General features: G+C 67.4%; 19 protein-coding genes. 9 read left to right on the top strand and 10 right to left on the bottom strand.

Going from position 1 to position 21,882, the window contains the following annotated elements; translation table 11 throughout:
* The first annotated feature begins 1 nt into the window (after position 1).
* The 3 genes from JAB1_RS14250 to JAB1_RS14260 all read left to right on the top strand — a co-directional run bounded on the left by JAB1_RS14250 (position 2) and on the right by JAB1_RS14260 (position 2,109).
* Positions 2-748: an SIMPL domain-containing protein gene (locus JAB1_RS14250; RefSeq protein WP_070280346.1), complete on the top strand. Its 747-nt coding sequence runs from the start codon at positions 2-4 to the stop codon at positions 746-748.
* Between the two features lie 78 nt (positions 749-826).
* Entirely contained in the window at positions 827-1,225 is a 399-nt protein-coding gene (locus JAB1_RS14255) for an OsmC family protein (RefSeq protein WP_070280347.1), read from the top strand.
* Entirely contained in the window at positions 1,222-2,109 is an 888-nt protein-coding gene (locus JAB1_RS14260; RefSeq protein WP_070280348.1) for a pirin family protein, read from the top strand. The genes JAB1_RS14255 and JAB1_RS14260 overlap by 4 nt, the downstream gene beginning before the upstream one ends.
* 7 nt (positions 2,110-2,116) lie before the next feature.
* On the opposite strand, the gene JAB1_RS14265 is transcribed toward JAB1_RS14260, so the two are convergent.
* The 5 genes from JAB1_RS14265 to JAB1_RS14285 form a co-directional block, all read right to left on the bottom strand.
* Entirely contained in the window at positions 2,117-4,597 is a 2,481-nt protein-coding gene (locus JAB1_RS14265) for a TonB-dependent siderophore receptor (RefSeq protein WP_070280349.1), read from the bottom strand.
* Positions 4,598-4,712: 115 nt separating this feature from the next.
* Positions 4,713-5,681 (bottom strand): FecR domain-containing protein, encoded by a 969-nt coding sequence (locus tag JAB1_RS14270; RefSeq protein WP_070280350.1) that lies wholly within the window; start codon positions 5,679-5,681, stop codon positions 4,713-4,715.
* Entirely contained in the window at positions 5,681-6,199 is a 519-nt protein-coding gene (locus tag JAB1_RS14275) for a sigma-70 family RNA polymerase sigma factor (RefSeq protein ID WP_070280351.1), read from the bottom strand. The genes JAB1_RS14270 and JAB1_RS14275 overlap by 1 nt, the downstream gene beginning before the upstream one ends.
* A 105-nt stretch (positions 6,200-6,304) precedes the next feature.
* Positions 6,305-6,907: a metal-dependent hydrolase gene (locus tag JAB1_RS14280; protein WP_070280352.1), complete on the bottom strand. Its 603-nt coding sequence runs from the start codon at positions 6,905-6,907 to the stop codon at positions 6,305-6,307.
* Positions 6,908-7,431: 524 nt separating this feature from the next.
* Positions 7,432-9,018 carry an FHA domain-containing protein gene (locus JAB1_RS14285; protein ID WP_254672094.1) on the bottom strand — a complete coding sequence of 529 codons (1,587 nt, stop codon included), beginning with the start codon at positions 9,016-9,018 and terminating at the stop codon, positions 7,432-7,434.
* A gap of 439 nt (positions 9,019-9,457) precedes the next feature.
* Between JAB1_RS14285 and JAB1_RS14290 the strand changes: the two genes are divergently transcribed.
* The gene (locus JAB1_RS14290) at positions 9,458-9,877 is read left to right on the top strand and encodes a DUF2177 family protein (protein ID WP_034783974.1); all 420 of its coding nucleotides are present in this window, start codon (positions 9,458-9,460) and stop codon (positions 9,875-9,877) included.
* On the opposite strand, the gene JAB1_RS14295 is transcribed toward JAB1_RS14290, so the two are convergent.
* From JAB1_RS14295 to JAB1_RS14305, 3 genes are all read right to left on the bottom strand, one after another.
* Entirely contained in the window at positions 9,858-10,808 is a 951-nt protein-coding gene (locus JAB1_RS14295) for a protein phosphatase 2C domain-containing protein (RefSeq protein ID WP_070280354.1), read from the bottom strand. The two genes, JAB1_RS14290 and JAB1_RS14295, sit on opposite strands and share 20 nt — an antisense overlap.
* Before the next feature lie 148 nt (positions 10,809-10,956).
* Positions 10,957-11,403: a glycine zipper domain-containing protein gene (locus tag JAB1_RS14300; protein WP_034751896.1), complete on the bottom strand. Its 447-nt coding sequence runs from the start codon at positions 11,401-11,403 to the stop codon at positions 10,957-10,959.
* Between the two features lie 121 nt (positions 11,404-11,524).
* Complete coding sequence (locus JAB1_RS14305; RefSeq protein ID WP_070280355.1) at positions 11,525-12,067, bottom strand: GNAT family protein; 543 nt, start codon at positions 12,065-12,067, stop codon at positions 11,525-11,527.
* Positions 12,068-12,241: 174 nt separating this feature from the next.
* Here JAB1_RS14305 and JAB1_RS14310 point away from each other — a divergent pair, with 174 nt between their 5' ends.
* The 5 genes from JAB1_RS14310 (at position 12,242) to JAB1_RS14330 (ending at position 18,895) form a co-directional block, all read left to right on the top strand.
* Positions 12,242-13,690, top strand: a complete 1,449-nt coding sequence (locus JAB1_RS14310; RefSeq protein ID WP_070280356.1) for a M20/M25/M40 family metallo-hydrolase — start codon at positions 12,242-12,244, stop codon at positions 13,688-13,690.
* Positions 13,691-13,943: 253 nt separating this feature from the next.
* Entirely contained in the window at positions 13,944-15,509 is a 1,566-nt protein-coding gene (locus tag JAB1_RS14315) for an ABC transporter substrate-binding protein (RefSeq protein WP_139144554.1), read from the top strand.
* A gap of 64 nt (positions 15,510-15,573) precedes the next feature.
* A complete protein-coding gene (locus tag JAB1_RS14320) occupies positions 15,574-16,512 on the top strand; it encodes an ABC transporter permease (RefSeq protein WP_070280358.1) in 939 nt (312 codons plus the stop codon).
* A complete protein-coding gene (locus JAB1_RS14325) occupies positions 16,509-17,294 on the top strand; it encodes an ABC transporter permease subunit (RefSeq protein WP_083299734.1) in 786 nt (261 codons plus the stop codon). Before JAB1_RS14320 ends, JAB1_RS14325 begins: the two co-directional genes overlap by 4 nt.
* Positions 17,288-18,895 carry an oligopeptide/dipeptide ABC transporter ATP-binding protein gene (locus tag JAB1_RS14330; protein WP_070280359.1) on the top strand — a complete coding sequence of 536 codons (1,608 nt, stop codon included), beginning with the start codon at positions 17,288-17,290 and terminating at the stop codon, positions 18,893-18,895. Before JAB1_RS14325 ends, JAB1_RS14330 begins: the two co-directional genes overlap by 7 nt.
* Here JAB1_RS14330 and JAB1_RS14335 read toward each other — a convergent pair.
* Together JAB1_RS14335 and JAB1_RS14340 are read right to left on the bottom strand one after the other, a co-directional pair.
* Positions 18,892-19,656: an SAM-dependent methyltransferase gene (locus tag JAB1_RS14335; RefSeq protein ID WP_070280360.1), complete on the bottom strand. Its 765-nt coding sequence runs from the start codon at positions 19,654-19,656 to the stop codon at positions 18,892-18,894. The genes JAB1_RS14330 and JAB1_RS14335 overlap by 4 nt on opposite strands.
* Positions 19,657-19,701: 45 nt before the next feature.
* Positions 19,702-21,747: a TonB-dependent receptor gene (locus JAB1_RS14340; protein WP_070280361.1), complete on the bottom strand. Its 2,046-nt coding sequence runs from the start codon at positions 21,745-21,747 to the stop codon at positions 19,702-19,704.
* Positions 21,748-21,882 lie beyond the last annotated feature (135 nt).

The following is a 21,882-nucleotide window of genomic DNA, read 5'->3' on the forward strand; positions in this document are numbered from 1 at the left end:
CATGCACCTTAACCGTGCCGGAGTGTCCGTGTTCAAACGCCGCCTGCTGTCCATCGTGTTTGCCTGCCTGCCCCTCGCCGCCCTGGCCGGCGATCTGCCCTCCTATCCCTTCATCCACGCGACGGGCACGGCCTACAGTTTCGTCACGCCGGACCTGGGCGAGATCGATTTCGACGTCAGTGTCTTCGACCCGGCGCCGGACGTGGCTACGGCGCAGGTAGCGGCGCGCATCGCGGAAATCAAGGCGCTGCTGGTGGAGCAGGGCTTGCCCGAGGCGGCGGCCGGCATCGAGGTGCGCGACGTGCGCAAGGAAATCCGCAAGGGCGCCGAGCAGGACCCGGCCAACCCGCAGTACCAGATCAAGGCGAGCGTGCATATCAACGTGGCGGATTTGTCGAAATGGCCCGCCATCATGCGTCCGCTGCTGGCCATGCCCAACCTCGATGCGTTTGCCGTCACCTTTGGCGCCACGGAGCGCATCCGCCTGGAAGAGGAACTGATGGGCGAAGCCGTCAAGGATGCGCAGCGCAAGGCCGATGCCATGGCGCGCGGCTTCGGCAAGCGCGCGGGCGCCGTGGCCGGCATCTCGTCGGACCAGCTGAAAAACCTGGGCAATGCGGTAGGCCTGGTGCCTTCGGACCGCTACAACCGCGCGAATAGCCGCCAGCGCCAGAACCCCGAAGACATGCTGATGGTCACCAGCCTCAAAATGGCGCAGACGGTCGACGCCGTGTTCCGTATCAAATGACCAGGTAGCAGGGCAGCAGGCTGCGCAAAGCGGGCAAACGGTGTAAATTGTGGCTTTCCAAACGCACCAAGGAACTCCATGACCATCAAAGCCATCCGCGATCAGTCGCAACCCATGCGCCACATCGTGCACGTGCGCGATCACATCATTTCCGCCGACGCCTCGGCGGCCGAAGGGGGCGGCGATTCTGGCCCCTCGCCGCACGACCTGTACGACGCGGCCCTGTCGGCCTGCAAGGCGCTCACCGTCGTCTGGTACGCCAAGCACAAGGGCATCCCCCTGGAACACGTGGAAGTGTCGACCGAGCGCGATGCCAGCGAAGAGCGCAAGGGCGTGTACCGCCTGGCCGCCACCCTGCACCTGACGGGCGAGCTGACGGATGCGCAGCGCGAGGAATTGCTGGCCGCGGCAGGCAAATGCCCGCTGCATAAATTGATGACGGCCGTGACGACCGAAGTGACGACGGTGCTGGCATGAGCGCGGCCATCCTGAAAAGCCACGAAAAGGACCTCGGCGGCGGCTTCGTCGTGCGGCGCCTGCTGCCCTCCGCAGTAAAACAGGCCGTCGGTCCCTTCATCTTCTTCGACCATTTCGGCCCCATCGACGTGGCGCCCGACGCCAACCACGACGTGCGCCCCCATCCGCATATCGGCCTGGCCACCGTCACCTATCTGTTTGAGGGCGCGATCGACCACCGCGACAGCATCGGTTCCTGCCAGCGCATCGAACCGGGCGCCATCAACTGGATGACGGCCGGACGCGGCATCGTGCATTCGGAGCGCACGCCGCCCGACCTGGCCGGCCAGCCGCACCGCACGCACGGCTTGCAGCTGTGGGCCGCGTTGCCCAAGGCGCATGAAGAGGACGAACCGAGTTTCACGCACACGCCGCAGGCCGACATTCCCGTCGTGCCGCTCGATGGCGCCGTGGTGAAAGTGTTGATCGGCACGGCCTTTGGCCAGACCTCGCCCGTGCGCACCTACATGCAGACGCTGTATCTGGACGTGGCGCTGCAGGCGGGGCGCGAGCTGCGGCTGGAAGGCTTGCCGGCGGAAGCGGCGATTTATCCGATCAGCGGGGAAGTGCTGGTCGATGGCGTGGCGCTGGTGCCGCACACCATGGCCTTGCTGGAAGCTGGAGCCGCGCCCGTGGTGACGGCAGGCGGCGGCCCGGTGCAGTTCGTCGTCATCGGCGGCGAGCCGCTCGATGGCCACCGCTTCCTGTTCTGGAACTTCGTCTCGTCGAGCAAGGAGCGCCTGTCGCAGGCGGCCGAGGACTGGAGCGCCCAGCGCATGGGACAAGTGCCGGGCGAGACGGAATTCATCCCGTTGCCGAAGGCGCCATTGCGCCCGGCAAGCTAGGCATCGTTCAGAACCGCGCGCGCAAGGTCAGTTGCGCCTTGCGCGGCTCGCCATAGAAATTGCCCCACGCAGGCGCGCCCACTGTCTGGTAGTAGCGCTTGTCGAGCAGATTCGTCACGGACAGCGACGCCGTCCAGTTACGGTCGATCTGGTAGGCGGCGCGCGCGCTCCACAAGGCGTACGCGCCTTGCGCCACCGTGATGTTCTGCGTGACGCGCGAGCTCTCCGTCTGGAAGTTCACGCCGCCGCCCACGCTCCACTTCTGCAGGGCGCCGGGCAGGCGGTAGTCGCTCCACGCGCGCAGCATGTGGCGCGGCGAGTAGGTGCTGGCGAACATCACGCCCGCATTCGACGTCTGGTCCAGGTACTTGAAGTTGTTCAGGGTATAGCCGGCGAACAGCTGCCAGCCCGGCGCCACTTCGCCGCTGATTTCCGCATCGAGGCCTTCGCTGCGCACCTTGCCCGCCGAGAAATAGCACTCCGTGCCGCTGGAGCAGGTGTTGACCAGGTCGAGCTCCGCGCGGTTGCGCTGTTCGATGCGGAACAGCGCCAGCGAGGTGTTTACCTTGCCGTCGAACAGTTCACCTTTCACGCCCACTTCCAGGTTGCGGCCTTTCAGCGGGTCGAGCAGGGCGCCGTCGGCCGTGCGCTGGTTCTGCGGCTGGAAGATGTCGGAGACGCTGGCATAGCCGGACCAGCGCGGGTCGAATGCGTAAATGACGCCGCCATACGGCGTGACGACGCCATTTTCGCGGTACGGGTCGATATACACCTCGCCCGTGTCGCGGTACACGCTGCTCGATTTGTAGTTCGACACGCGCGCGCCGGCCACCACCGTGAGCGGATCGCTGACGCTGAAGCGGGCCACGCCGTAGGCGCCCGTCTGCGTCATTTTTGTTACGCTGGGATCGCCCCGGTAGCTGTTCTCGCGGAACCAGGCATCGCTCGGTTCGGCCACGCCGTGATTGGGCCGCAGCGGATTGTTCGCTTGCTGCAGCAGGGCCAGGCTGAAATCGCTGTCGCTTTCCAGCCGGTTCGTGTTGATGCCGGCGCTGAAGCCATGACGGCGGCCGAAGGCGTTGAATTTGCCATCGAGCGACAGGTCGATGCCCTTGTTGGTGCTGCCGTAGTCGAACACGCCGCCATACATCATCATGCCGGCCAGTGTGGCGGGATTGAGCGCGCCCTGGCTGAACATGTATTTCACGTCATGCCGCTCGCGCGTGTAGTTGGCGCTGGCCTTGAGCGACCAGTCGGCGTCGAAGCGGTGCTCGAATTCGGCGAAGACGGCCGTCTGCCTGCTATTCCAGCGGTTCCAGTCGGCGCCCAGGAAGGTTGCGCGGGGCAGTTTCGGGTCGCTGCCATCGCGGTAGCGGGGCATGCCGGAGAAAAACGGCGTCGAGTGCAGTTTTTCGTAGCTGGCGCCCGTCGTCAGCTTGCTGCCCGGCGCCAGGTCGAATTCCAGCACGCCATACAGCACGTCGGTGCGGCTGTCGGCCACGTCATAGAAATAATCGCGCTGGTCGTGCGCGGCCACGGCGCGGCCGCGGATGCTGCCCGATTCGTTCAAGGGGCCGGTGACGTCGACTTCGCCGCGCACGTCGTTCCAGCGGCCCGCGCCGAGCGCCAGCTGCACCTGCTTTTCCGCCAGCGGGCGCTTGCGCACCATGTTGATGGCGGCGCCCGGCGAGCCCGTGCCCTGCAGCAGTCCCGTTGCGCCGCGCACGATTTCCACGCGATCGAGCATGGCCGTATTGCTGGTAAAGCTGTTTGCCTGCGGGTAGTACATGGCGCGGTTCACGCCATCGAACTGGTAGGTCTCGACCATGAAGCCGCGCGAATACACATAGCGCCCGCCCATGGGACTGTCGTACATGGTGATGCCGGTGGTATTGGCCAGCACGGCGTCGATGGTGTTGAGGTTCTGGTCATCCATCTTCTGGCGCGTGACGACGCTGACGGATTGCGGGATCTCGCGCAGGGTCTGTACGCCCTTGCCGACGGTGACGGCGCGCGCCGCATACGAGTTGCTGTGCTCACTGACAGGGTCGCGCTCCATGCTGGCGCTGACCGTCACGGGCGCCATGGTCTTTTCCACGCCGGCCGCCGAGGCGGAGGAGGGAGGGGCCTGGCGCAGCACGTAGGCGCCGTTCGGCAGCTGCACGGCTTCCAGGCCGCTGCCGGCCAGCACCTGGGCGAAACCCTGCGCCACTTTATGGCTGCCGCGCACGCCGGGCGAGCGCAGTCCCCGCGTCTGCGCGGGATCGGTCGACAGGCTGACGCCGGCGGCGACGGCAAAGTCGTTGAGGGCGGCGGCCAGCGGCCCGGCTGGCACGGCATAGGCTTGCGGCGCGGCGGTGGCGGCGACCTGGCCTTGCGCCAGCGCGGGCGCGGCGACAAAGGCGGCGGGGGCGGCGCAAGCCATGGCGATGACGGCCAGGCGGATGGCGCGCGCGGCGGGATGGAGGACGGGGGTGGTCAGCTGCATGCTCGGTCTTTCTGCTCAGAGGGATAAGAAAATGGCGTATGAATCGGCTTCTTACTTGTCAAGCCGAAGCAGCACATCGAAACACCAACCCCTGGCGCAAAAAAACTGAAAATAATTATGCCGGCCGTGCCGCCACCGTGGCCCAGTAGCGCGTGAAGTACGTCACTTGCAGCCCGTGCGAGGCGCACAGGCTTTCCAGCACGGCGTCGATGTCGTCGAGGCGGTAAGTGCCCGTGACGGGGCGCCGCGCCACGCCGGCGTCGCACGCCAGGCGTCCGCGCCGGTAGCGCGCCAGTTCCGTGACCAGCTGTTGCAGCGGCCAGTCGGCGGCCACCAGCATGCCGCGCAGCCAGCTGTCCTGGTGGGCCGGCATGGCCTGCACGTCATCCGTGCCGGTGTCGCCAAAGCGCAGCTGCTGTCCCGCTTCCAGACGGCGCACGGCGTCCGGGCGCGCCGCGCAACGTACTTCCACGGCGTGCTCGAAGACGCTGACGGTGCTGCCATCGTCGTCGCAGCGTATGCCGAAGCGCGTGCCCAGCGCGCGGATCACGCCGTGCGGGGTGTCGACCAGGAAGGGGCGCGGATCGGGCGCCGTCGTGATCATGATTTCGCCATGGTGCAGGCGGATGCGGCGCTGCGTGGCGCTGTAAGCGACATCCAGGGCGCTGGCCGTATTCACCTCCATGCCTCCGCCATCGGCCAAGGTCACGTGGCGGCGCTGGCCCGGCGCCGTGCGCAGGGACGCCGTCAGGGCTTGCCATGGGCCGGACTGCAAGCCCGCCTGGCCCAGCGCGATGCCGCCGCCGGCCGCCACCAGCAGGGCGAGTATCCTGGCGGCCGCGCGCCGGCGCTGCTGCGCCGCCTGCAGGGCGGGCATCGCCAGCGCTGCCGGTATCGTGCCCAGCTGGCCGTCCATGCGTTGCAACAAGTCCCAGGCCCGTTCATGTTCGGCGCTGGCGTCGCGCCATGCCTGCACGGCGGCCGGGTCGGCGCTGCCGCACTGGAGTTCCACATGCCAGTGCGCGGCGGCGGCCAGCACCTTGCGGGCAATGGGTGCGGAAGGCGAGATCGCGGGGCCGAACATCAGCCGGCCGCCAGCATCAGGCATTCCGTGTAGGCGCGCACCAGGTGTTTTTTCACGGTGGGCAGGGAGACGCCGAGGCGCCGGCTGATGTCCACATAACTGAGCTCCTCGATCTGCGCCAGCAGGAAGATGGTCCGCGTGCGCGGGCCCAGGCGGTCGAGCAGGCGGTCGATGGCGAGCAGGGTTTCGATGATAATGGCATGCGTTTCGGCGCTGATCGTCGTTGCTTCGGCTTGCTGCGCCAGCGCTTCCAGGTAGGCTTGCTCCAGCGCCTGGCGCCGGTAGCGGTCGATCAGCAAGCCGCGCGCAATCGTCGCCAGGTAACCGCGGGGTTCGCGCAGGGGCGCCAGCGGTGTCACCTCGCGCTTGCCCAGCAGGCGCACGAACGTATCCTGCGCCAGGTCGGCCGCCTCGGCGCGGTTGCCCAGCTTGCCGCGCAGCCAGCCATACAGCCAGCCGTGGTGCTCGCTGTACAGGGTGCTCAGGTGGCTGGTATGGACGGGACTGACGGTGCTCACTGCGTTCTCCAGGCAAGGGAAGAGCTGGGCTGACGGAACGCGCGGTGCCGGCTGGCTGGGCTGTTTGAGAATGATACTCATTATCACATTGCCACGCCGCCGGCGTCAATTGGCGTCGCCGCCCAGGCGCCAGCGCAGCTGCCATTGTTGCAGATCTGCCCAAGCCTGCTGTAGGGCGCTGGCGGACCAGTGCAGCAGGCCGTCGAACGCCTGCAGGGTGCGGCGCAGGTGGATGCCGTCAAAAAACACATGGTCGGCCACGACGGTGGCGGCCAGCCAGGCGGCGATGATGACGATGATGTCGTGGCGGCCGCTTTTCCACCAGCGCAGCGAGTGGCGGCGGAAAATCCACGGCACGCCCAGCGGATTGGGCCAGTCGGCCAGCAAATGCATGATGCCGCCGGCCGCAAAGCCGAACAGGGGCGGCGCCCACAGGTGGTGCGGCAATTGCAGATAGGTGTAGACGAGCAGGGCGATCCAGGCCAGGCCCCAGTGCGTCCACGTGCGGTGCGTGATCCACAGCCGGTGCGTGCGCGCCCACCAGGCCACTTCCAGCCAGTCCGGCGCCGTGCCGCCCAGGGCACCCATGACAAAGGCGAGCATGCTCAGCACTTGATACGGGCCACCGGCGCCAGCGTGCGCGACCAGGGCCGCGGCGATCACGCCGGCAGCCCAACCGGTCGCATGATGCGCTTTGTTGGAAGCCATAGGAAATGTAAAACGCCATGCGGGCGCTGTGTGAAATACAGGGGAATATTAACTGGATGAATATACAGTATGCAAGGGCGTGGAGGGGGGCTATTTGCAGAATATCTGCTGATAATTTGTTAAATTGTGTGTCGGGATGGCCCTGGCAGCGGACTCGGAAATTCATGCCGGGCGGTCAAGTGTATTGTGTGGCTGACAATGTAATTGGCGCAGGGCGCGCTATGCTGAAGGCAGTCCTGTGTTTTGAAGAGGTGTCGCCATGAAAATCCCGCGCGAATTGCAGATTCCCGCCATCGTGTTTACGCTGGAAGCGGTGTTTATATTCGGTTTGTCAATGATTTTTCTCGTACTAGTACCCCGCTAGTGCCTTGCGGATAACTGCAGATTTACAACACTGAACAAAACCGTAGCGAGCGGAAGGGAGAGGTGGTCGAGAAGCGCAACCGTACTCGGTACGGGGGCGCCGAGCCGGTGAGCATCGCAGGCCGCCTATACCGACGCGCAGTAGGTTTGGTTCAGTGTCCCTATGCAGTTTGCATGGCGCTGTCGCACAGGGCAGCACCTTCGGTGCGGATGATCCAGCATTCCGGATACGGTTCGCTGGCGAAGCGGTTGTGCCGCGCGAAGCCGCTGAGCTTGTCGAGCGCGGTAGCGGGTGCCAGCGCGGTTTCCTTGCCGCTGGCCGTGTCCAGGTGCCAGAAGCCGCCATGGCGGTGGAAGAGTACGGGCAGGCAGCTGGCTTGCGGCGTGGCAAGGTGGCTTGCCGGCGTGGGCTGGGTGTCGGGCAGCAGCAGGTAAAAACACTCGGCGCGGGCGCCGTGGTCGATGCGGTGCAGTATCACGCCGTGCGCGAGCAGGGCCGTGACGCTGAGCACGACGATGCCCTTGATGCTGGCAGTCAATTCGATGCGCATGCCCAGGCGCAGGGGCACGGGCTTGTGCTTGCCGGGCCATACGCCGTCGAGCAGCACGCCGTAGCGCGAGACATCCTCGATTTCAAAGCCTTGCTGGCTGCGTCGGATGATGGCGTGGCGGCCCGACAGGCGGCGCGTCAAGCCATTGTTGTCCTGGCCGTCGGGGCTGAAATGGCTGAGCAGCACATCGGCTTCCGGGTCCACCAGTTCGAAGCGGCCCAGCATGCATTCTTCCAGCGCGAACAGGCGGATCTGGCGCTGTTCGCCCGCTTCCGGCGCCGCATTGACGAGGCAGGCGGCCTGGCTCGGGTGCGGATGGCAGTGGCTGGCGGCGGGCAGGTCGACTTCGATCAACTCCTCGTCCCAGGCGATGGTGGTAAAACCCATGTCGATCTTGCCTTGCGGCGCAGATAAATCCACGTGGGCGATGCCGGCATTGCGCGCCGTCACGTCGAGGTTGCAGCCGTCGCCACCCGTCACGCGGGCGATCGAGGCGTCATCGGCCATCACGCGCACGTTCTTGTGCGTGCTGAGGAAGATCTGGTGGATTTCCGTCAGGGTGGCGTCGCGGCGCGGCACGAGGATGACGAAGGTGCACACCCATTTCTGCGCCACGGCGCCATCGATGTGGCTGTGCACTTCCACTTCGATCTGGTATTGCCCGTGTTCCTTGTTGCGCGAGGAAAACTCGACAAACACGGGACGCCAGTCACCGCGCGTGGTGCGCACGAAATCATGCTGCACGTGCCCGCGGGGGATAAGGTCCGAGCGCAGGCGCAAGGTCAGCTGCGGCGCGCAGGCGGCGCTCATGCCGCGCAATTCCATTTTCAGGGTTTGCCGTCCGCCTGCCGCGCGCGGATCGAAGCCGCTGATGTGCAGGTGGGCTTGCACCAACTGGTAGGCCTGCGGGCCCGATGGCGGCGCAACCGGCGTTGGCGTGAACGCCGGAGGCGCGGCGGAAGCCGGCACGGGGCTCGTCAGCGTTTGCATAGCAGCATCGCGAATAACAGCATCACGGGCAGGGGCGTGCGAAGGCGCCGTTGCCGATGGCTCGGAACGGGCGCTGCGCAGTGCGGTCAACAGGTCGTAGCTGCTGGGGGCAGTCGTCGCTTGCGGGTGGTTGCCCGCGCAGACTGTTTCCCCAGGCAAGACCCAGAACGTACAGTGCGGGTGCTCCGGGTTGCTGCATTTTTTCATGACATTCTGACTCGAATCGAGCGGGGACATTTTGCCCTCTGTTATACATGAGAGCTTACGCGCTTTTGCGCCTGCTTGGCAACTTTCACGGCGCCGGAATGCGCTCTTTTTGCCCAAATTCATGTCCCTGGTCACATCTTGCCATGCAAGCCATGGAAACTATTGCTCAAAAACACATTTAATGTCCTTGTTGGCATGTTATTTTGATATGCCTTATCATTGCGTCGTTGGTTGGCGGTCACTTCCAGATACTCGCCGCAGCGCCAGCGAGAGGATGCAGGCAGAGTTCATGCGTTCGAGTAAGGCGGGCAGTTCGCGCACCTGAGCCATGGTGTATTTTCATGCGGGCTATTTGATCCCATGGCATCCATGGCGGCGTTTTGCATTATGCTGGCGTAACCGTTATCCCCCACACGCTGCCTGACGCCGAAAGATGACCATGCCTGTCCAACGTCCGCTCCAGCTTGCCATTGCCTATGGCGCCACCTTGTGCGTATTTTTGGCCATCGATGCCCTGTGGCTGGCCGTGCTGATGAAACCGATGTACGCCGCGGCGCTGGGGCCGTTGCTGGCGGACACGCCCCGCTGGGCGCCGGCCACGCTGTTTTACCTGCTGTACGTGGCGGGGCTGCTGGTCTTTGCCATTTTGCCCGGCTTGCGCCTGCGCCGCGGGCGCACTGCGGCTGCGCTGGGCGCGTTGCTCGGGCTGCTTGCCTACGGCACCTATGATTTGAGCAACTACGCGACATTGCGCGACTGGCCGCTGGCCTTGACGGCGATCGACATGGCCTGGGGCGCCGTGCTGTCGGCCGTGTCGGCGACGGCCGGCTACCTGGCCGCTAGCCGCCTGGGGCGCTGAACTCCGCATCGAAGCGCAGCGCCAGCATGGTAATGTTGTCGCTATGCAAGCCTGTTGGCGGGTGGGAGAGGAAGTCGTCGAACAGGGCGCTGACGGCCTGTGCCGCAGTCTTGCCGGCACACAAGGCGGGCCAGCGGGCCGTGAGGGCCAGCGGATCGTCGCAGGCCCAGAAACCGTCGCTGGCCAGCAGATAGTGGGCGCCGGGGCGCACGCGCAGCACGCGGCGGTCGCCCAGGTGCGCGAGGAAGGGCGGCAGGGTGGCCGCATCGAGGCCGCGCAAGGGCTTGTCGAGCTGCAAGCTGTCGCTGATGGCATTGCCCAAAATGAATGCCTGCGAGATTTGCGGATGATGCTCGCCGTGCACGGCGGCACGCCAGCGCGTCTCGTCGAGCGCGCCGCGCATGGCGTACACGGTGGCCGGCACGTGGTCCACGGTGAGGATGCTGGCTGCCCCGTCGGCGATTTCATACAGGCGCGAATCGCCCACGTGATACAGCAGTGGCGCTTCGCCGGGCGGCACTTCCAGCAGGGTCAGAGTGGTGCCGGGCGGACGCGCCTGGGCTGGCGCGGCCATGGCGAAACTGTCCTGCAGCCGCGTGTGCAACTCGTCGAGCCTGGCGGCCAGGCTGGCCGTGTCGAGGCAGGCGGGCATGGCCAGCAAGCCTTGCACGGCCGCTTCCGCCGCTTCTCGCCCCTGGCCGTGGCCGCCCATGCCGTCGAGCACGGCGGCGCGTACATGGCCGCGCGGCCAGCCCGGCACCTGGCAGTGGAATGGCGCTTGCTGCGACAGGCAGACGGCGTGGCCGCTGGCATCGATCAGCAGGAAGTTGTCCTGGTTTTCGCGGCGCGGCAGGGGACCGGCGCCCACGCTGGTGCCGGCGGCGGCATCGAGCCAGGGGCCGAAGTCAAGTCCGTCTTTGATTAAATGCATCGGTTGGTGCGGTCCAGGCGGCCAGAAATGTTGATCATAGGACACAGCTTAGCCGATATTGTGCAGGGGCGATACCTTGCCTGTCGCGCAAAAAAACCTGCGGCAGCAGGCTGGCGCAGGTTTTTCATGGTGCAGGTGCAGGCGGTGCTTAACGGCGATGGCCCCAGCCGTGGCCGTGACCGTGGCCACGGTCATAATAGTCGCGGCGGCCATGGTCGCGGTAGTAGCCGCGGCCCGGTTGCACGTAGACGACAGCTGGCGGGCCGTAGTAGCGCGGTGGCGGCGCGTAATACACTGGCTGCGGGGCAGGGGCGTAGTACACCGGTTGCGGCGCAGGCGCGTAATAGGTTTCGCGGTAACCGCCGCGATAGCCGCCACGGTCATAATAACGGTCATTCGTGCTGATGCTGTTGCCGACGGCGGCGCCAAGCACGCCACCGACGATCGCGCCATTGCGCCCGCCGGTGCTGTTGCCAATGGCCGCTCCGACAACGGCGCCTGCAACGGTATTGAAGTCGCGGTCACCGGCGACTGCGGCCGAAGACACAGCCACTGCCGCTACCATTACCGCACCCAGGAGTTTCTTGTTCAACATGGCATTTCCTTCCATTCCGGCGAGATCACAATGATCTGCATGGAGTGGACTATATCCGCTGCCGCAAGCTTGTTCCACGTCTAATACAACTTATTACAATCAGGGCGGCGTGGTAACAGTTTCAGCCTGACACGACAGGCGCAAACGCTTGCCATTCCGGACGCAGCAGGCTATACATTTTCACGTCGCGCATGACGCCATTGATGAAGAAGGCCTGGCGCTTCACGCCTTCCTCGGTAAAGCCGCACCTTTGCGCGATCCGTTCGGAAGCCGTATTTTGTGGGTCCATCAGCAATTCCAGGCGGTGGTAGGGGTAGGCATTGAACAGGTAGTCGACCACCAGGCGCGTCGCTTCGCCGCCATAGCCGCGTCCGCCCCACTTGGGGTCGAACAGGCGGTAGCCGATTTCGCGGCAAGCCGGGGTGCGGCCCTTGAAGTGCGTGATCGAGCCGATGATGTGCTGGTGATGGTCTTCAATCAGGAACAGTTCACTATCCTCCGTGACCAGGCCCGTCTGCAGGAATTCGCGCCGGATCGCTTCGGGTGACTTGAATTGCATGGAAAAGAACTCGCTGCGCGCGGGCAGGTCGTTGATCAGCGCGATATAGGTATTGAGGTCGGCGGCGGTCAAATGCCGGACGGTACAGAGTCTTCCCTTGAGCATGGCGGTATCCGGTAGCGATCACGATCTGCATGGTAATCGACTCTGGGGGAAAGAGGCAATCGATCCCGTAAAAGTTGCTGCAATGACAGAATAAATGCGCTATCGTAGAAAAATTCGCGCCTTGCCCATGGCTACGGCGTACCCGTTTCGACCTTGTTGACTGGAACTGAACACATGCATAGCATCCTGACTGGCGCGCCACTGCGCCGTTCCGCCGTATCCCTTGCCCTTGGCTGCATCGTCAGCGCCGGCGCCTTTGCCGCCGCGCCAGGCAACACGCCGCAAGCGCTGGCGCAGGTGCGCGACACCGCGCTGCAGAGCGACTGGGCCTACGCCCGCCTGGCCGACATGACGGATCTGATCGGCCCGCGCCTGTCCGGCTCCGCCGGCGCCGCCGCCGCCGTGCAGCAGGTGGCCGACACCATGCGCCAGCTGGGCGCCAAGGTCACCTTGCAGCCCGTGAAAGTGCCGCACTGGGTGCGCGGCGTGGAAACGGCGGAAATCGTCGACTATGCGGGCCGTCCGCAGGGCGTGTCGCAGCGCGTGGTGCTCACGGCCCTGGGCGGCTCCGGCGCCACTGCGGCCGCCGGCCTGACGGCACCCGTGATCATCGTCAAGAGCCTGGAAGAACTCAAGGCGCGCGCGGTGGAAGTGAAGGGCGCCATTGTGCTGATCGACACGCCGTTCGACCAGGAGATGGCCGAGCGGGGGCTGGCCGGCGTCACCTACGGACAGGGTTCGCGCTCGCGCTTCCTCGGACCGAAGGCGGCGGCCGACCTGGGCGCGGCCGCCGCGCTGGTGCGCTCGGTGGGCGGCGCCGATTTCCGCATCCCGCATGCGGGCGCCACGGGCCTGGACGACAATAAACGCATTCCCGCCGCCGCCGTCACCGTGGAAGACGCCCTGCTGATCGGCCGCCTGGCCGCGCGCGGCCCGATGAAAATGCACCTGACCCTGACGCCGCAAAACCTGCCGGAAGCCGATAGCTACAACGTCATCGCCGACTGGCCGGGCACGGACAAGGCCGACGAAGTGGTGGTGGTCTCGGGCCACCTCGACTCCTGGGACCTGGCGACGGGCGCGCACGACGACGGCGCCGGCGTGGTGGCTGCCATGGGCGTGGTGGAAACCCTGAAAAAGCTCGATTACCGTCCGCGCCGCACCATCCGCGTGATCGCCTGGATGAACGAGGAAAACGGCGGCCGCGGCGGCCAGGCCTACTTCGAGGCCCACAAGCAGGCGCTCGGCAAGCAATATGCTGCCATCGAGATGGATAGCGGCGCCGGCCGCCCGTTCGGCATCAAGGCCAGCGTGGGACCGAAGGCGGAAAAACTGTTCACGCCTTTGCTGGCCGCCCTGCAGCCGATGGGCGCACACGCGTTCACGCGCCGCGATGCGCTGGGCACGGGCGATTTGCACCGTCTGGAAACGGGAGGCGTGCCCAGCTTCGAGCCGCTGGTCGACAGTCACAGTTACTTCCACTACCACCATACGCCGGCCGACACCCTGGACAAGGTCGACCCGAATAACCTGAAACGCAACGTGGCGTTGATGTCGTCGCTGGCCTGGTTCCTGGCCAATATCGACGGCGAGATCGGCCGCGCGCCGGAGCAGGGCGAGTAAGCGGCATGGCGCCGGGGCAGCGCCAGCTGTGGCGCCTTGACAGGCCCCGCGCCTGGGCAAGGGGAGCCTGCCCCCGGCCCTCAGTTTTTCAGATACCAGCCCTCCGGAAAGACAATTTGCCTGGCCAGCGCGGCAACCATAAGATATGCAGCTGTAAATAATTCTCATTTAGTTGGGAATCCATTCTACGCAGCACACTTGCCCGGCCCATGGCGGCCGGGGTTTGCCTCTCTTCTGATCGTCAGGAACGCTGGTGCCCCGTCTTCGCTTGCTTTTTCCCCTTCTCCTTGCCGGCTGGCTGGCGTGTGCCAGCGTCAGCGCCAGTACGCAGCAGCCGTCGCCGGCGCCGCGCATCGAGCGCTGTACCATTGCCGATGAACAGGGCGACTTCGGCTTGCCGACGCCCTACACCCATGCCAGCGGCGGCATGGGCTATACGCTGACGAGCCTGATTTTCGACACCCTCGTGTGGCGCGATGCCAGTGGCAAGCTGGTGCCGGGGCTGGCCAGCGCGTGGCGGGAAAGCGCCGACCACCGCACCGTCGATTTCACCTTGCGCCCCGATGCGCGTTGGCATGACGGCAAGAGCGTCACGGCGGCGGACGTGGTGTTTACCTTTGCGTATTTGCGCCAGCACCCGCATCCCCTGTTCGACCTGGGGGCCATCGACGGCGTGGACGACCTGGGCAAGGGGCGCGTGCGCGTGCGCCTGAAGCGCGTGTATGCGCCGTTCGTGGCACAGCTGGCCGGTTCGGTGCCCATCCTGCCGCAGCATGTGTACGCGCGCCTGGACGAGCCCCAGCACGTGAAACAGGCCGACATCGTCGGCAGCGGCCCCTATCGCCTGGGTGCGTATGACAAGGCGGCGGGCCGCTATCTTTTCACCGCGAACGAAGCGTACTACCTGGGCCCGCCCAGGGTGCGCAGCCTGCTGTTCCTGCGCATGCAGCCTTCGCTTGCCGTGGGCGCGCTCAAGCGGGGCCAGGTGGACATGATCCGCAGCCTGCCGGCGCCCCTGGCTGCCGAAGTGACGCGCTTTGCCACCGTGGTCAGCGCGCCTTCCGGCCATCCGGTGCGGCTGCGCTTCAATCATGCGCGCCCGCCGTTTGCCGACAAGCGCCTGCGCCAGGCCATCGCGCGCGGCATCGACCGGCAGGAACTGCTGCGCGTGGTCGAGAACGGGCAGGGCGAGGTGTCCGCCGGACGCTTCGTGCGGGGCAGCATCTGGCAGAGCGGGGCGCCGTTCGAGGCGTATGCCTACGATCCGGCGGCAGCGCGCCGCATGCTGGCGGAGCTGGGCTACCGCGCCGCGCCGGACGGTCGCCTGCGCGACAGCGGCGGCAAACCGTGGGTGCTCGAACTGGCGGCGACGCGCAGCCTGGCGCGGCCCGCCAGCCAGCTGGCTGGCCAGCTGGAAAAGCTGGGCATGGAAGTCAATGTGCGCATCATGGACGGCGGTATCCTGGGCGCGCGCATGGTCGCGGCCGATTTCGACCTGGCGCTCGTCAGCCAGGGCAGCAATGGAGACCCGGAAAGCATGCTGCGGCAAACGGCTGGCAACGGCGCCTTCAGCGATGCCTTCCGCCGCGCCGATCTGCTCGAGCTGCTGCAGCAGCAGGTCGGCACCGTCGACGTGGCCAAACGGCGCGCGCTGCTCGACCGCGCCCAGGCCATCTATGCCGAGGAGCTGCCGGCGTTTTTCCTGTATTCGCCGCAGTGGATCACGGCGGCCAATGCGCGCCTGCGGCCGTGGTTCACGCCGGGCGGCATCGCCGTCGGCATCTCGCTGCCGCTGAACAAACTGATGTTCGTGCAGTAGACGGGAGCCGACGCTGAGCGCTTCTACGTTCCCGGGCCGGCGCGCCGCGGGCTATGCGCTGGCCTTGCTGGCGCTCGTCAGCCTCGACTTCGCGCTGCCGCTGCTCATGCCTGGCGACCCCGTCACGGCCATCCTGGGGCAGGATGCGCTGATCGAACTCGATGCGGCCGAACGCGGCGCCCTGCTGGCGCGCCATGGCCTGGGCGGCGGGCAGCCGCTGTGGCAGCTGTACCTCGGGCACCTGGCGCAGCTGCTGCGGCTCGATTTCGGCTATTCCATCCGCCACGGCATGCCGGTGAAGGACTTATTGGCGCAGCACCTGCCTTGGACCATGCTGCTGGTGGCGTGCGCGCTGGCGCTGGCCCTGCTGCTGGGCGTGGTACTGGGCATCGAGGCCGCGTTCGCGCAGGGCAGGGCGCCGGACCGCGTGCTGACGGCCGCCACCCTGGCACTCGACAGCATCCCGCCTTTCGCCCTGGCGATGGGCCTGGTCATGCTGTTCGCCTATGGTTTGCAATGGTTTCCCAGCAATGGCGCCATGGCGCCGTTTTCCATGCAGACGGGTGCGGCCGCATGGCTGGAGCGCGCGCAGCACCTGGTGCTGCCCGTGTGCGCCATGGCGCTGCCAGCGGCCGCCGGCGTATTCCTGAGCGCGCGCGCCACGGCCGTCAGCGTACGGCAGCGCACCTTCATGGACCTGGCCCGTGCGCAGGGCGTGGGGCCGTTCGCCTTGCGCTACCGCCACCTGGCGCCCAACGTGCTTGCCGTCGTGCTGTCGCGCCTGGGCGGCGTGGCCGCGCGCCTGGTGTCGGGCGCCGTGTACGCGGAAACCGTCTTTGCCTATCCCGGCATCAACCTGGTGCTGACGGACGCCATCATCAAGCACGACTACCCGCTGGTGCGCGGCGCCCTGCTGGCGACGGGGCTGCTGCTGTTCGCCATGAACTTGCTGGCCGATGCACTGGCCGCCCGCCTGGCACGGCGCGCGCAGCGCGCGCCATGAACGCGTCCGTGCGCGCGGGGACCGGGCTGCTGCTGGTGCTGGCCCTGATGCTGGCCGGCGCCAGCTGGCTGCAGCCGGCGTCCGGCGGCGCCATGGATGCCGTGCTGGCGCCGCCCGGCGCCATGCACTGGCTGGGCACCGATGACCTGGGCCGCGACGTGCTGCGCCGCCTGGCCGTCGCCGCGCTGCCGACCCTGGGTATCGGCGTGGCCGTGAGCGCCGCCAGCATCGCGCTGGCCGTGCTGCTGGCGCTGTGCGGGCTGGCCTGGCCGGCGGCCGATACGCTGGTGCTGCGGCTGGCCGACCTGTTCAGCGCCTTGCCATCGACTCTGGTTTTCATCGTCATCGCCTCGGCCATGCAGCCGGGCGTGGCGGCCCTGGTGGCGATGCTGGCGGCATTCGGCTGGGATGTCGAATTTCGCGCGCTGCGCCTGCGCCTGCGCCAGGTGTGGCGCCAGGAGAGCCTGGACGCGGCACGCCTGGCGGCGGCGTCGGGCATCTACCTGCTGCGCCGCCATGTGTGGCCGGCCATGGCGGGATTGCTGGCCGTGCAAGCCGTGGCCCTGGTGCGCCGCGCCGTGTTTCACTACGCGGGCCTGGCCTTCCTCGGGCTGGCCGATCCGCGTACCCCGACCTGGGGCGGCATGCTCAATGAAACCATGCCCTATCTTGCCCACCCGGACGCGCGCGCCTGGATCCTGGCGGCCTGGCTGTGCCTGGCCATGCTGCTGATCGCGCTGGCGCTGCTGGGCCAGGGCCTCGACGAGCGCGCGCGATGCTAGCGGCGGCCGCTTTCTGCATCGAGGCGGATGGCCGCCAGCTGCTGCGCCAGCTGCATTTTCAGGCGCGCCCCGGCGTGCCGCTGGTGATCATCGGCGAATCGGGCGCCGGCAAGAGCACCCTGGCGCGGGCCTTGCTCGGCATGGCGCCGGGGCGCGGCAGCGGCAGCTTGCGCGCCGGCGGCATGCAACTGGTGGATGCGGACGAAGCGGCGCTGCGGCGCTGGCGCGGCCGCCAGGCTGGCCTGGTGCCGCAAGACGTACACGACGCCCTCAATCCCCAGCACACCTTGCTGGCGCAGGTGGCGGCGCCTTTGCGGCGGCATCTGGGCATGCGGCGCGGGCCAGCCGAACTGGCGGCCGGTGCCCTGCTGGTTTCGCTGGGCCTGGCCGAAAACCTGCACCGGCGCTATCCGGCCCAATGCAGCGGCGGCCAGCTGCAGCGCGTCCTGCTGGCGGCGGCGCTGGCGCCTGACCCGGCACTGCTGGTGCTGGACGAGCCGACGTCCGCGCTCGATCCCGCCACCAGCGCGCTGGTGCTCGGGCGCCTGCGCGCCGAAGCGGCGCAGCGCCAGCTGGTGGTGGTGACGCATGACCTGGAGCTGGCGCGCGCGCTCGATGGCGACGTGCTGGTACTGTACGGCGGCAGCGCCGTGGAAACGGGGCCGGCCGCAGCGGTGCTGGCGGCGCCGCGCCATCCCTACACGCGCGGCCTGCTGCGCGCCTGGCCGCGCGAGAACGGCAAGGACTTGCAGGGCATCGCCGGCACCCATGAAGAGGGCGCGCGCGGCTGCGCCTTCGCCAGCCGCTGCAGCCAGCGCATCGCCCGCTGCGGCGAGGAAGCGCCGGCGCTCGATGCCACGGGCGTGGCCTGCCTGCGCGGCGGCATCGTCACCGTGCTGTCCGCGCGCGGCGTGCACAAGCGCCTGGGCGGGCAAGCCGTACTGGCGGGCGTCGACCTGGACGTGCAGTCGGGCGAAACGGTGGTCATCGTGGGCGCGTCCGGCGCGGGCAAGTCGACTTTGGCGCGCATCCTCGTCGGCCTGCAGCAGGCCGATACGGGCACAGTGACCACGCCGGAGCGGGAAGAGGGGGGCGCGGCGGCGGGCATCGCCTACGTGCCGCAGCATGCGGGCGCCTCGGTGGCCAGCCACTTCAGCGTATTCGAGGCGGTGGCCGAGCCGCTCGCCATCGCGGATCGCGTCAGCGTGGACGCGATCCGCGCGGCGGCGCTGCGGGCGCTGGCCGACGTGCGCCTGCCGGCCACAGAAGCCTTCCTGGCGCGCCAGGCGCGCAGCTTGAGCGGCGGGGAATTGCAGCGCCTGGCCATCGCGCGGGCGCTGATCGCCGATCCGGCCGTGCTGGTGGCCGATGAACCGACCGCCGCGCTGGATGCCTCGGTGCAGGCGAAGGTGCTGCGGCTGCTGCTCGACGTGCAGGAGGCGCGCGGCCTGGCCCTGCTGCTCATCACGCACAATCTGCCTGTCGCCCGCCACGTGGCGGACCGCATCGTGCGGCTGGAAGATGGCCGCTGCGCGGCGTTGCCCGGGCCGCAGGACGGCACGGAGGGCGCCGCGCCGGCGGCCTGGATGCGCCTGGCCTAGCCGAGGAAATCGCCTACGTACACCAGGTGTTCGAACGGCGGCTTTTCGTTCTCCGTGCGGGCCAGCACCGTGCCCAGCGTGGCGCGCAGCACGGCCTGTTTCGCGTCGGCGCCCGCGTGGGCGACGATGGCGAGCGGCGTGCTGCCGGGCAGGTGGCGCGCCAGGCGTTCGACCAGCGAGGGCAGGTCGGCGCGCATGGTAAAGAAGACCAGGGTGGAACCCGTGGCGGCCAGCTTGTCCAGGGTGTCGCTGCCCGTGTAGTCGTCGCGCGTGTCGGCCGAGGCGGCGAGGATCACGGAACGGCTGTGCTTGCCGCCGGTGACATCGCGGGCCAGCGCCGCATTGGCCGCATTGAAGCAGGAGATGCCAGGGATGACGACGGGATTCAGTTCGCTGAACTCGCTCAGGTAGCCCGATTGCGGCCCGAAGATCATGGCGTCGCCATAGTCGAGCACCGCGACGGTCTTGCCTGCCGCCGCCGCCGCGTGGATGATGTCGCGCGTCTGTTTTTCCATGGCGTCGACTTCCTCTTCCGGCGTGTCGCGCCGCGCCAGGGGGCTGAACAGGCCGTGGCCCGCCTTGTGCAGTTCCTTGCCGTCAAGCAGGTCGGCAAACGCTTCCAGCAGGCGCGGGATGCCGAACACGATATCGACGCCGCGCAGGGTTTTCTGCGCCTTCACGGTGATGCTGTCAGGGTCGCCGATGCCGGCGCTGACGAGGTACAGGCCGCAGCGCGCGCCCGCTTGGGTGGTATAGGTCATGGTTCTCTTCTCTTTACGGATGGGTGATTGGGATGGTGGAATCGCTTAAAAGTGGTAACTGGCGCTCACGCGCACGTCGCGTCCCGGCTCCGGCAGGATATTGCCGACGCCGCCGTCGAGCGAACTGTGGCTCGTGTAGCGCTTGTCGCCCAGGTTGCGCACGGCCAGCGCCAGGCTCAGCGCGCGCAGCGCGGCCGGCTGCCATTGCAGCTGGACGTCGTGCAGCACGTAGCCGGCCCGCTGTACCGCCGCTTTCGGCACGTCGTCCAGGCGCCGCACGGCGTTCAGGGTATAGCCGGCCGTGAGGCCGGGCAGCATCTGCCAGTGGCTGTCCCACGTGAGCCGGTCGCCCAGCGCCGTGCCCACGCGGCGCGCCGGGTTCAAGGGCTTGCCGCCCACCGTGGTATCGGCCAGCACCACGCCGACGGACGTGCCGTAGCCGCCCCGCTGCCAGCGCGCCTTCCATTCCCAGCCCTTCGAGCGCAGGGTCTCGGGCATGTTGCGGATAGACGCGGGATACACGACGCCCTGGCCGGCCCATTCGATCAGGTTGGCAATGCGGGTGTCGAAGTAGCCGAGGCGTACGGTCAGGCTGTCGCCGTCCAGCAGCGCATTGGCGCCTTCGTACTTCAGGCCCGCTTCGCGCGTGGTCGAGGTTTCCGGCTTGAAGGGCTTGCCGTTGTTGAAATTGCTCTTTTTGTCCAGGCTGGTGAGGAAACCGATGGGGATGATGCCGCTGGCGCGCACGGCTTCGCCATAGCTGGCAAAGGCGCCCACGCCGCGGCGCAGCTCCAGCTCGGCGCCCGCGTTCGGCAATGTCTTGCCGCCCTTGAAGGTACGCGGTCCGAAGGCGGTATCGTAGCGGTCGTGGCGCAAGCCCAGCGACAGCTGCAGGGCTTGCCAGCGCATGCGCTCCTGCACGAACAGGCCCAGATTGCGCGCCTGCGTGGATTTGCGGCCCGGCCCCAGGACGGCGGCGCCCAGCACGCCGTTGGTGATGCCTTCCTCGTCCATGAAGTCGGCGCCGGCCGTCAGGCGGTGCTGCGTGCCGGCCAGGGCCAGGTTTGCCGTATTGCGCACGCTGCCGCCCCGTTCCGTCGTCCTCGCGCTGCGCGCCTGGCTGACGTCTTCCAGCTCGTTCTCGTTCAGGTACAGATTGAATTTCCAGTCCAGCAGCGCATTGCCGGCCGGCTGGTAGCGGTGTTCCAGGGTATAGGTATGGCGTTCGCTGCGCTGGTAGGTGGGCACGGCGTTCGCGGGCGCATAGCCGTTGTCGCTGCCGACCCGGCTGAACAGATAGAGCCCCGCATTGCGGTTGCGCGCCGCGCCCAGGCGCAGGCTATGCCCGGCCAGGTCCAGCAAGCTCAATTTGAGCAGGTAGTCGCGGTCATGTCCGGCCGAATTGGGCACGTCGCCACCGCCGCCGATGCGGTAGTTGTCGCGGTTGACGGCGCTGACATGGGCCAGCAAGCCCAGCTTATTGTCCAAGGTCTCGCCCAGCATGCCGTACACGCTGACGGCGCCGCGCCGCGCCTCGTCGGCGCTGGCGTACGCCGCGCGCACGCTGGCGCCGGCGCGTTTGCCTGGCGCCAGCAAGTCCTGCGCATCGACGGTGTCAAAGCGGATGCTGCCGCCCAGCGCGCCCGGTCCCGCGTCGGCGCTGGGGCCGGGCTGGATATCGACCTGTTTCAGCATGTCGGGATCGATGCCGCCCAGGTCGCCCCGGTGCTGGTGCAGGCTGCGGCCCTGGCGCGCGCCGTCGATGCTGATGTTCAGGTTGGCGCCATCGACGCCGCGCAGGTAGATGCGTTGCGCATTGCTGGCGCCGCCGCCCACGCTGACGGCGGGTTCGCTGGCGAAGATGTCGGCCATGTCCATGGCTTGCTGGCGCTGCAGGGTCTCGCGGGAAATGCGCGTGATGCCCGGCAGGGGCGCGTCCGGCGCGGACTGGTCGATCAGCTTGACTTCGGGCAGGGTCGCCAGCGGCGCGGCCTGTTCGGCGCGCGTGTCGGACATTTGCTGGGCGAAGGAGAAGGGGGCGATGGGCAGCGCGCTGGCGCCAAGCAGGAAAAGGGGAACGGCATGTCGCATGGGAAGGTCGTCTTTGTCAGAAGGGAAGCTACGGGAAGGGAGGGCGCAGGTGCTGGCCTGCGCAGCGTCAGTCGAATCTGCTACAGCAGCGCTGTCCCGGGACTGGAAGCGGCGCGCCGCACCGCTTCCGGTCCC

This window comes from Janthinobacterium sp. MP5059B (assembly GCF_001758645.1).
Classification (GTDB): Bacteria; Pseudomonadota; Gammaproteobacteria; order Burkholderiales; family Burkholderiaceae_D; genus Janthinobacterium; species Janthinobacterium lividum.

What these genes read in the sequence shown, in the direction of transcription:
- JAB1_RS14305 (WP_070280355.1), bottom strand. Translation starts at nt 12,067, where the DNA reads ATGCTCAAGGGAAGACTCTGTACCGTCCGGCATTTGACCGCCGCCGAC.
- JAB1_RS14310 (WP_070280356.1), top strand. Translation starts at nt 12,242, where the DNA reads ATGCATAGCATCCTGACTGGCGCGCCACTGCGCCGTTCCGCCGTATCC.
- JAB1_RS14255 (WP_070280347.1), top strand. Translation starts at nt 827, where the DNA reads ATGACCATCAAAGCCATCCGCGATCAGTCGCAACCCATGCGCCACATC.
- JAB1_RS14295 (WP_070280354.1), bottom strand. Translation starts at nt 10,808, where the DNA reads ATGCATTTAATCAAAGACGGACTTGACTTCGGCCCCTGGCTCGATGCC.
- JAB1_RS14260 (WP_070280348.1), top strand. Translation starts at nt 1,222, where the DNA reads ATGAGCGCGGCCATCCTGAAAAGCCACGAAAAGGACCTCGGCGGCGGC.
- JAB1_RS14335 (WP_070280360.1), bottom strand. Translation starts at nt 19,656, where the DNA reads ATGACCTATACCACCCAAGCGGGCGCGCGCTGCGGCCTGTACCTCGTC.
- JAB1_RS14330 (WP_070280359.1), top strand. Translation starts at nt 17,288, where the DNA reads ATGCTAGCGGCGGCCGCTTTCTGCATCGAGGCGGATGGCCGCCAGCTG.
- JAB1_RS14250 (WP_070280346.1), top strand. Translation starts at nt 2, where the DNA reads ATGCACCTTAACCGTGCCGGAGTGTCCGTGTTCAAACGCCGCCTGCTG.
- JAB1_RS14280 (WP_070280352.1), bottom strand. Translation starts at nt 6,907, where the DNA reads ATGGCTTCCAACAAAGCGCATCATGCGACCGGTTGGGCTGCCGGCGTG.
- JAB1_RS14270 (WP_070280350.1), bottom strand. Translation starts at nt 5,681, where the DNA reads ATGTTCGGCCCCGCGATCTCGCCTTCCGCACCCATTGCCCGCAAGGTG.
- JAB1_RS14285 (WP_254672094.1), bottom strand. Translation starts at nt 9,018, where the DNA reads ATGAAAAAATGCAGCAACCCGGAGCACCCGCACTGTACGTTCTGGGTC.
- JAB1_RS14325 (WP_083299734.1), top strand. Translation starts at nt 16,509, where the DNA reads ATGAACGCGTCCGTGCGCGCGGGGACCGGGCTGCTGCTGGTGCTGGCC.
- JAB1_RS14340 (WP_070280361.1), bottom strand. Translation starts at nt 21,747, where the DNA reads ATGCGACATGCCGTTCCCCTTTTCCTGCTTGGCGCCAGCGCGCTGCCC.
- JAB1_RS14265 (WP_070280349.1), bottom strand. Translation starts at nt 4,597, where the DNA reads ATGCAGCTGACCACCCCCGTCCTCCATCCCGCCGCGCGCGCCATCCGC.
- JAB1_RS14290 (WP_034783974.1), top strand. Translation starts at nt 9,458, where the DNA reads ATGCCTGTCCAACGTCCGCTCCAGCTTGCCATTGCCTATGGCGCCACC.
- JAB1_RS14300 (WP_034751896.1), bottom strand. Translation starts at nt 11,403, where the DNA reads ATGTTGAACAAGAAACTCCTGGGTGCGGTAATGGTAGCGGCAGTGGCT.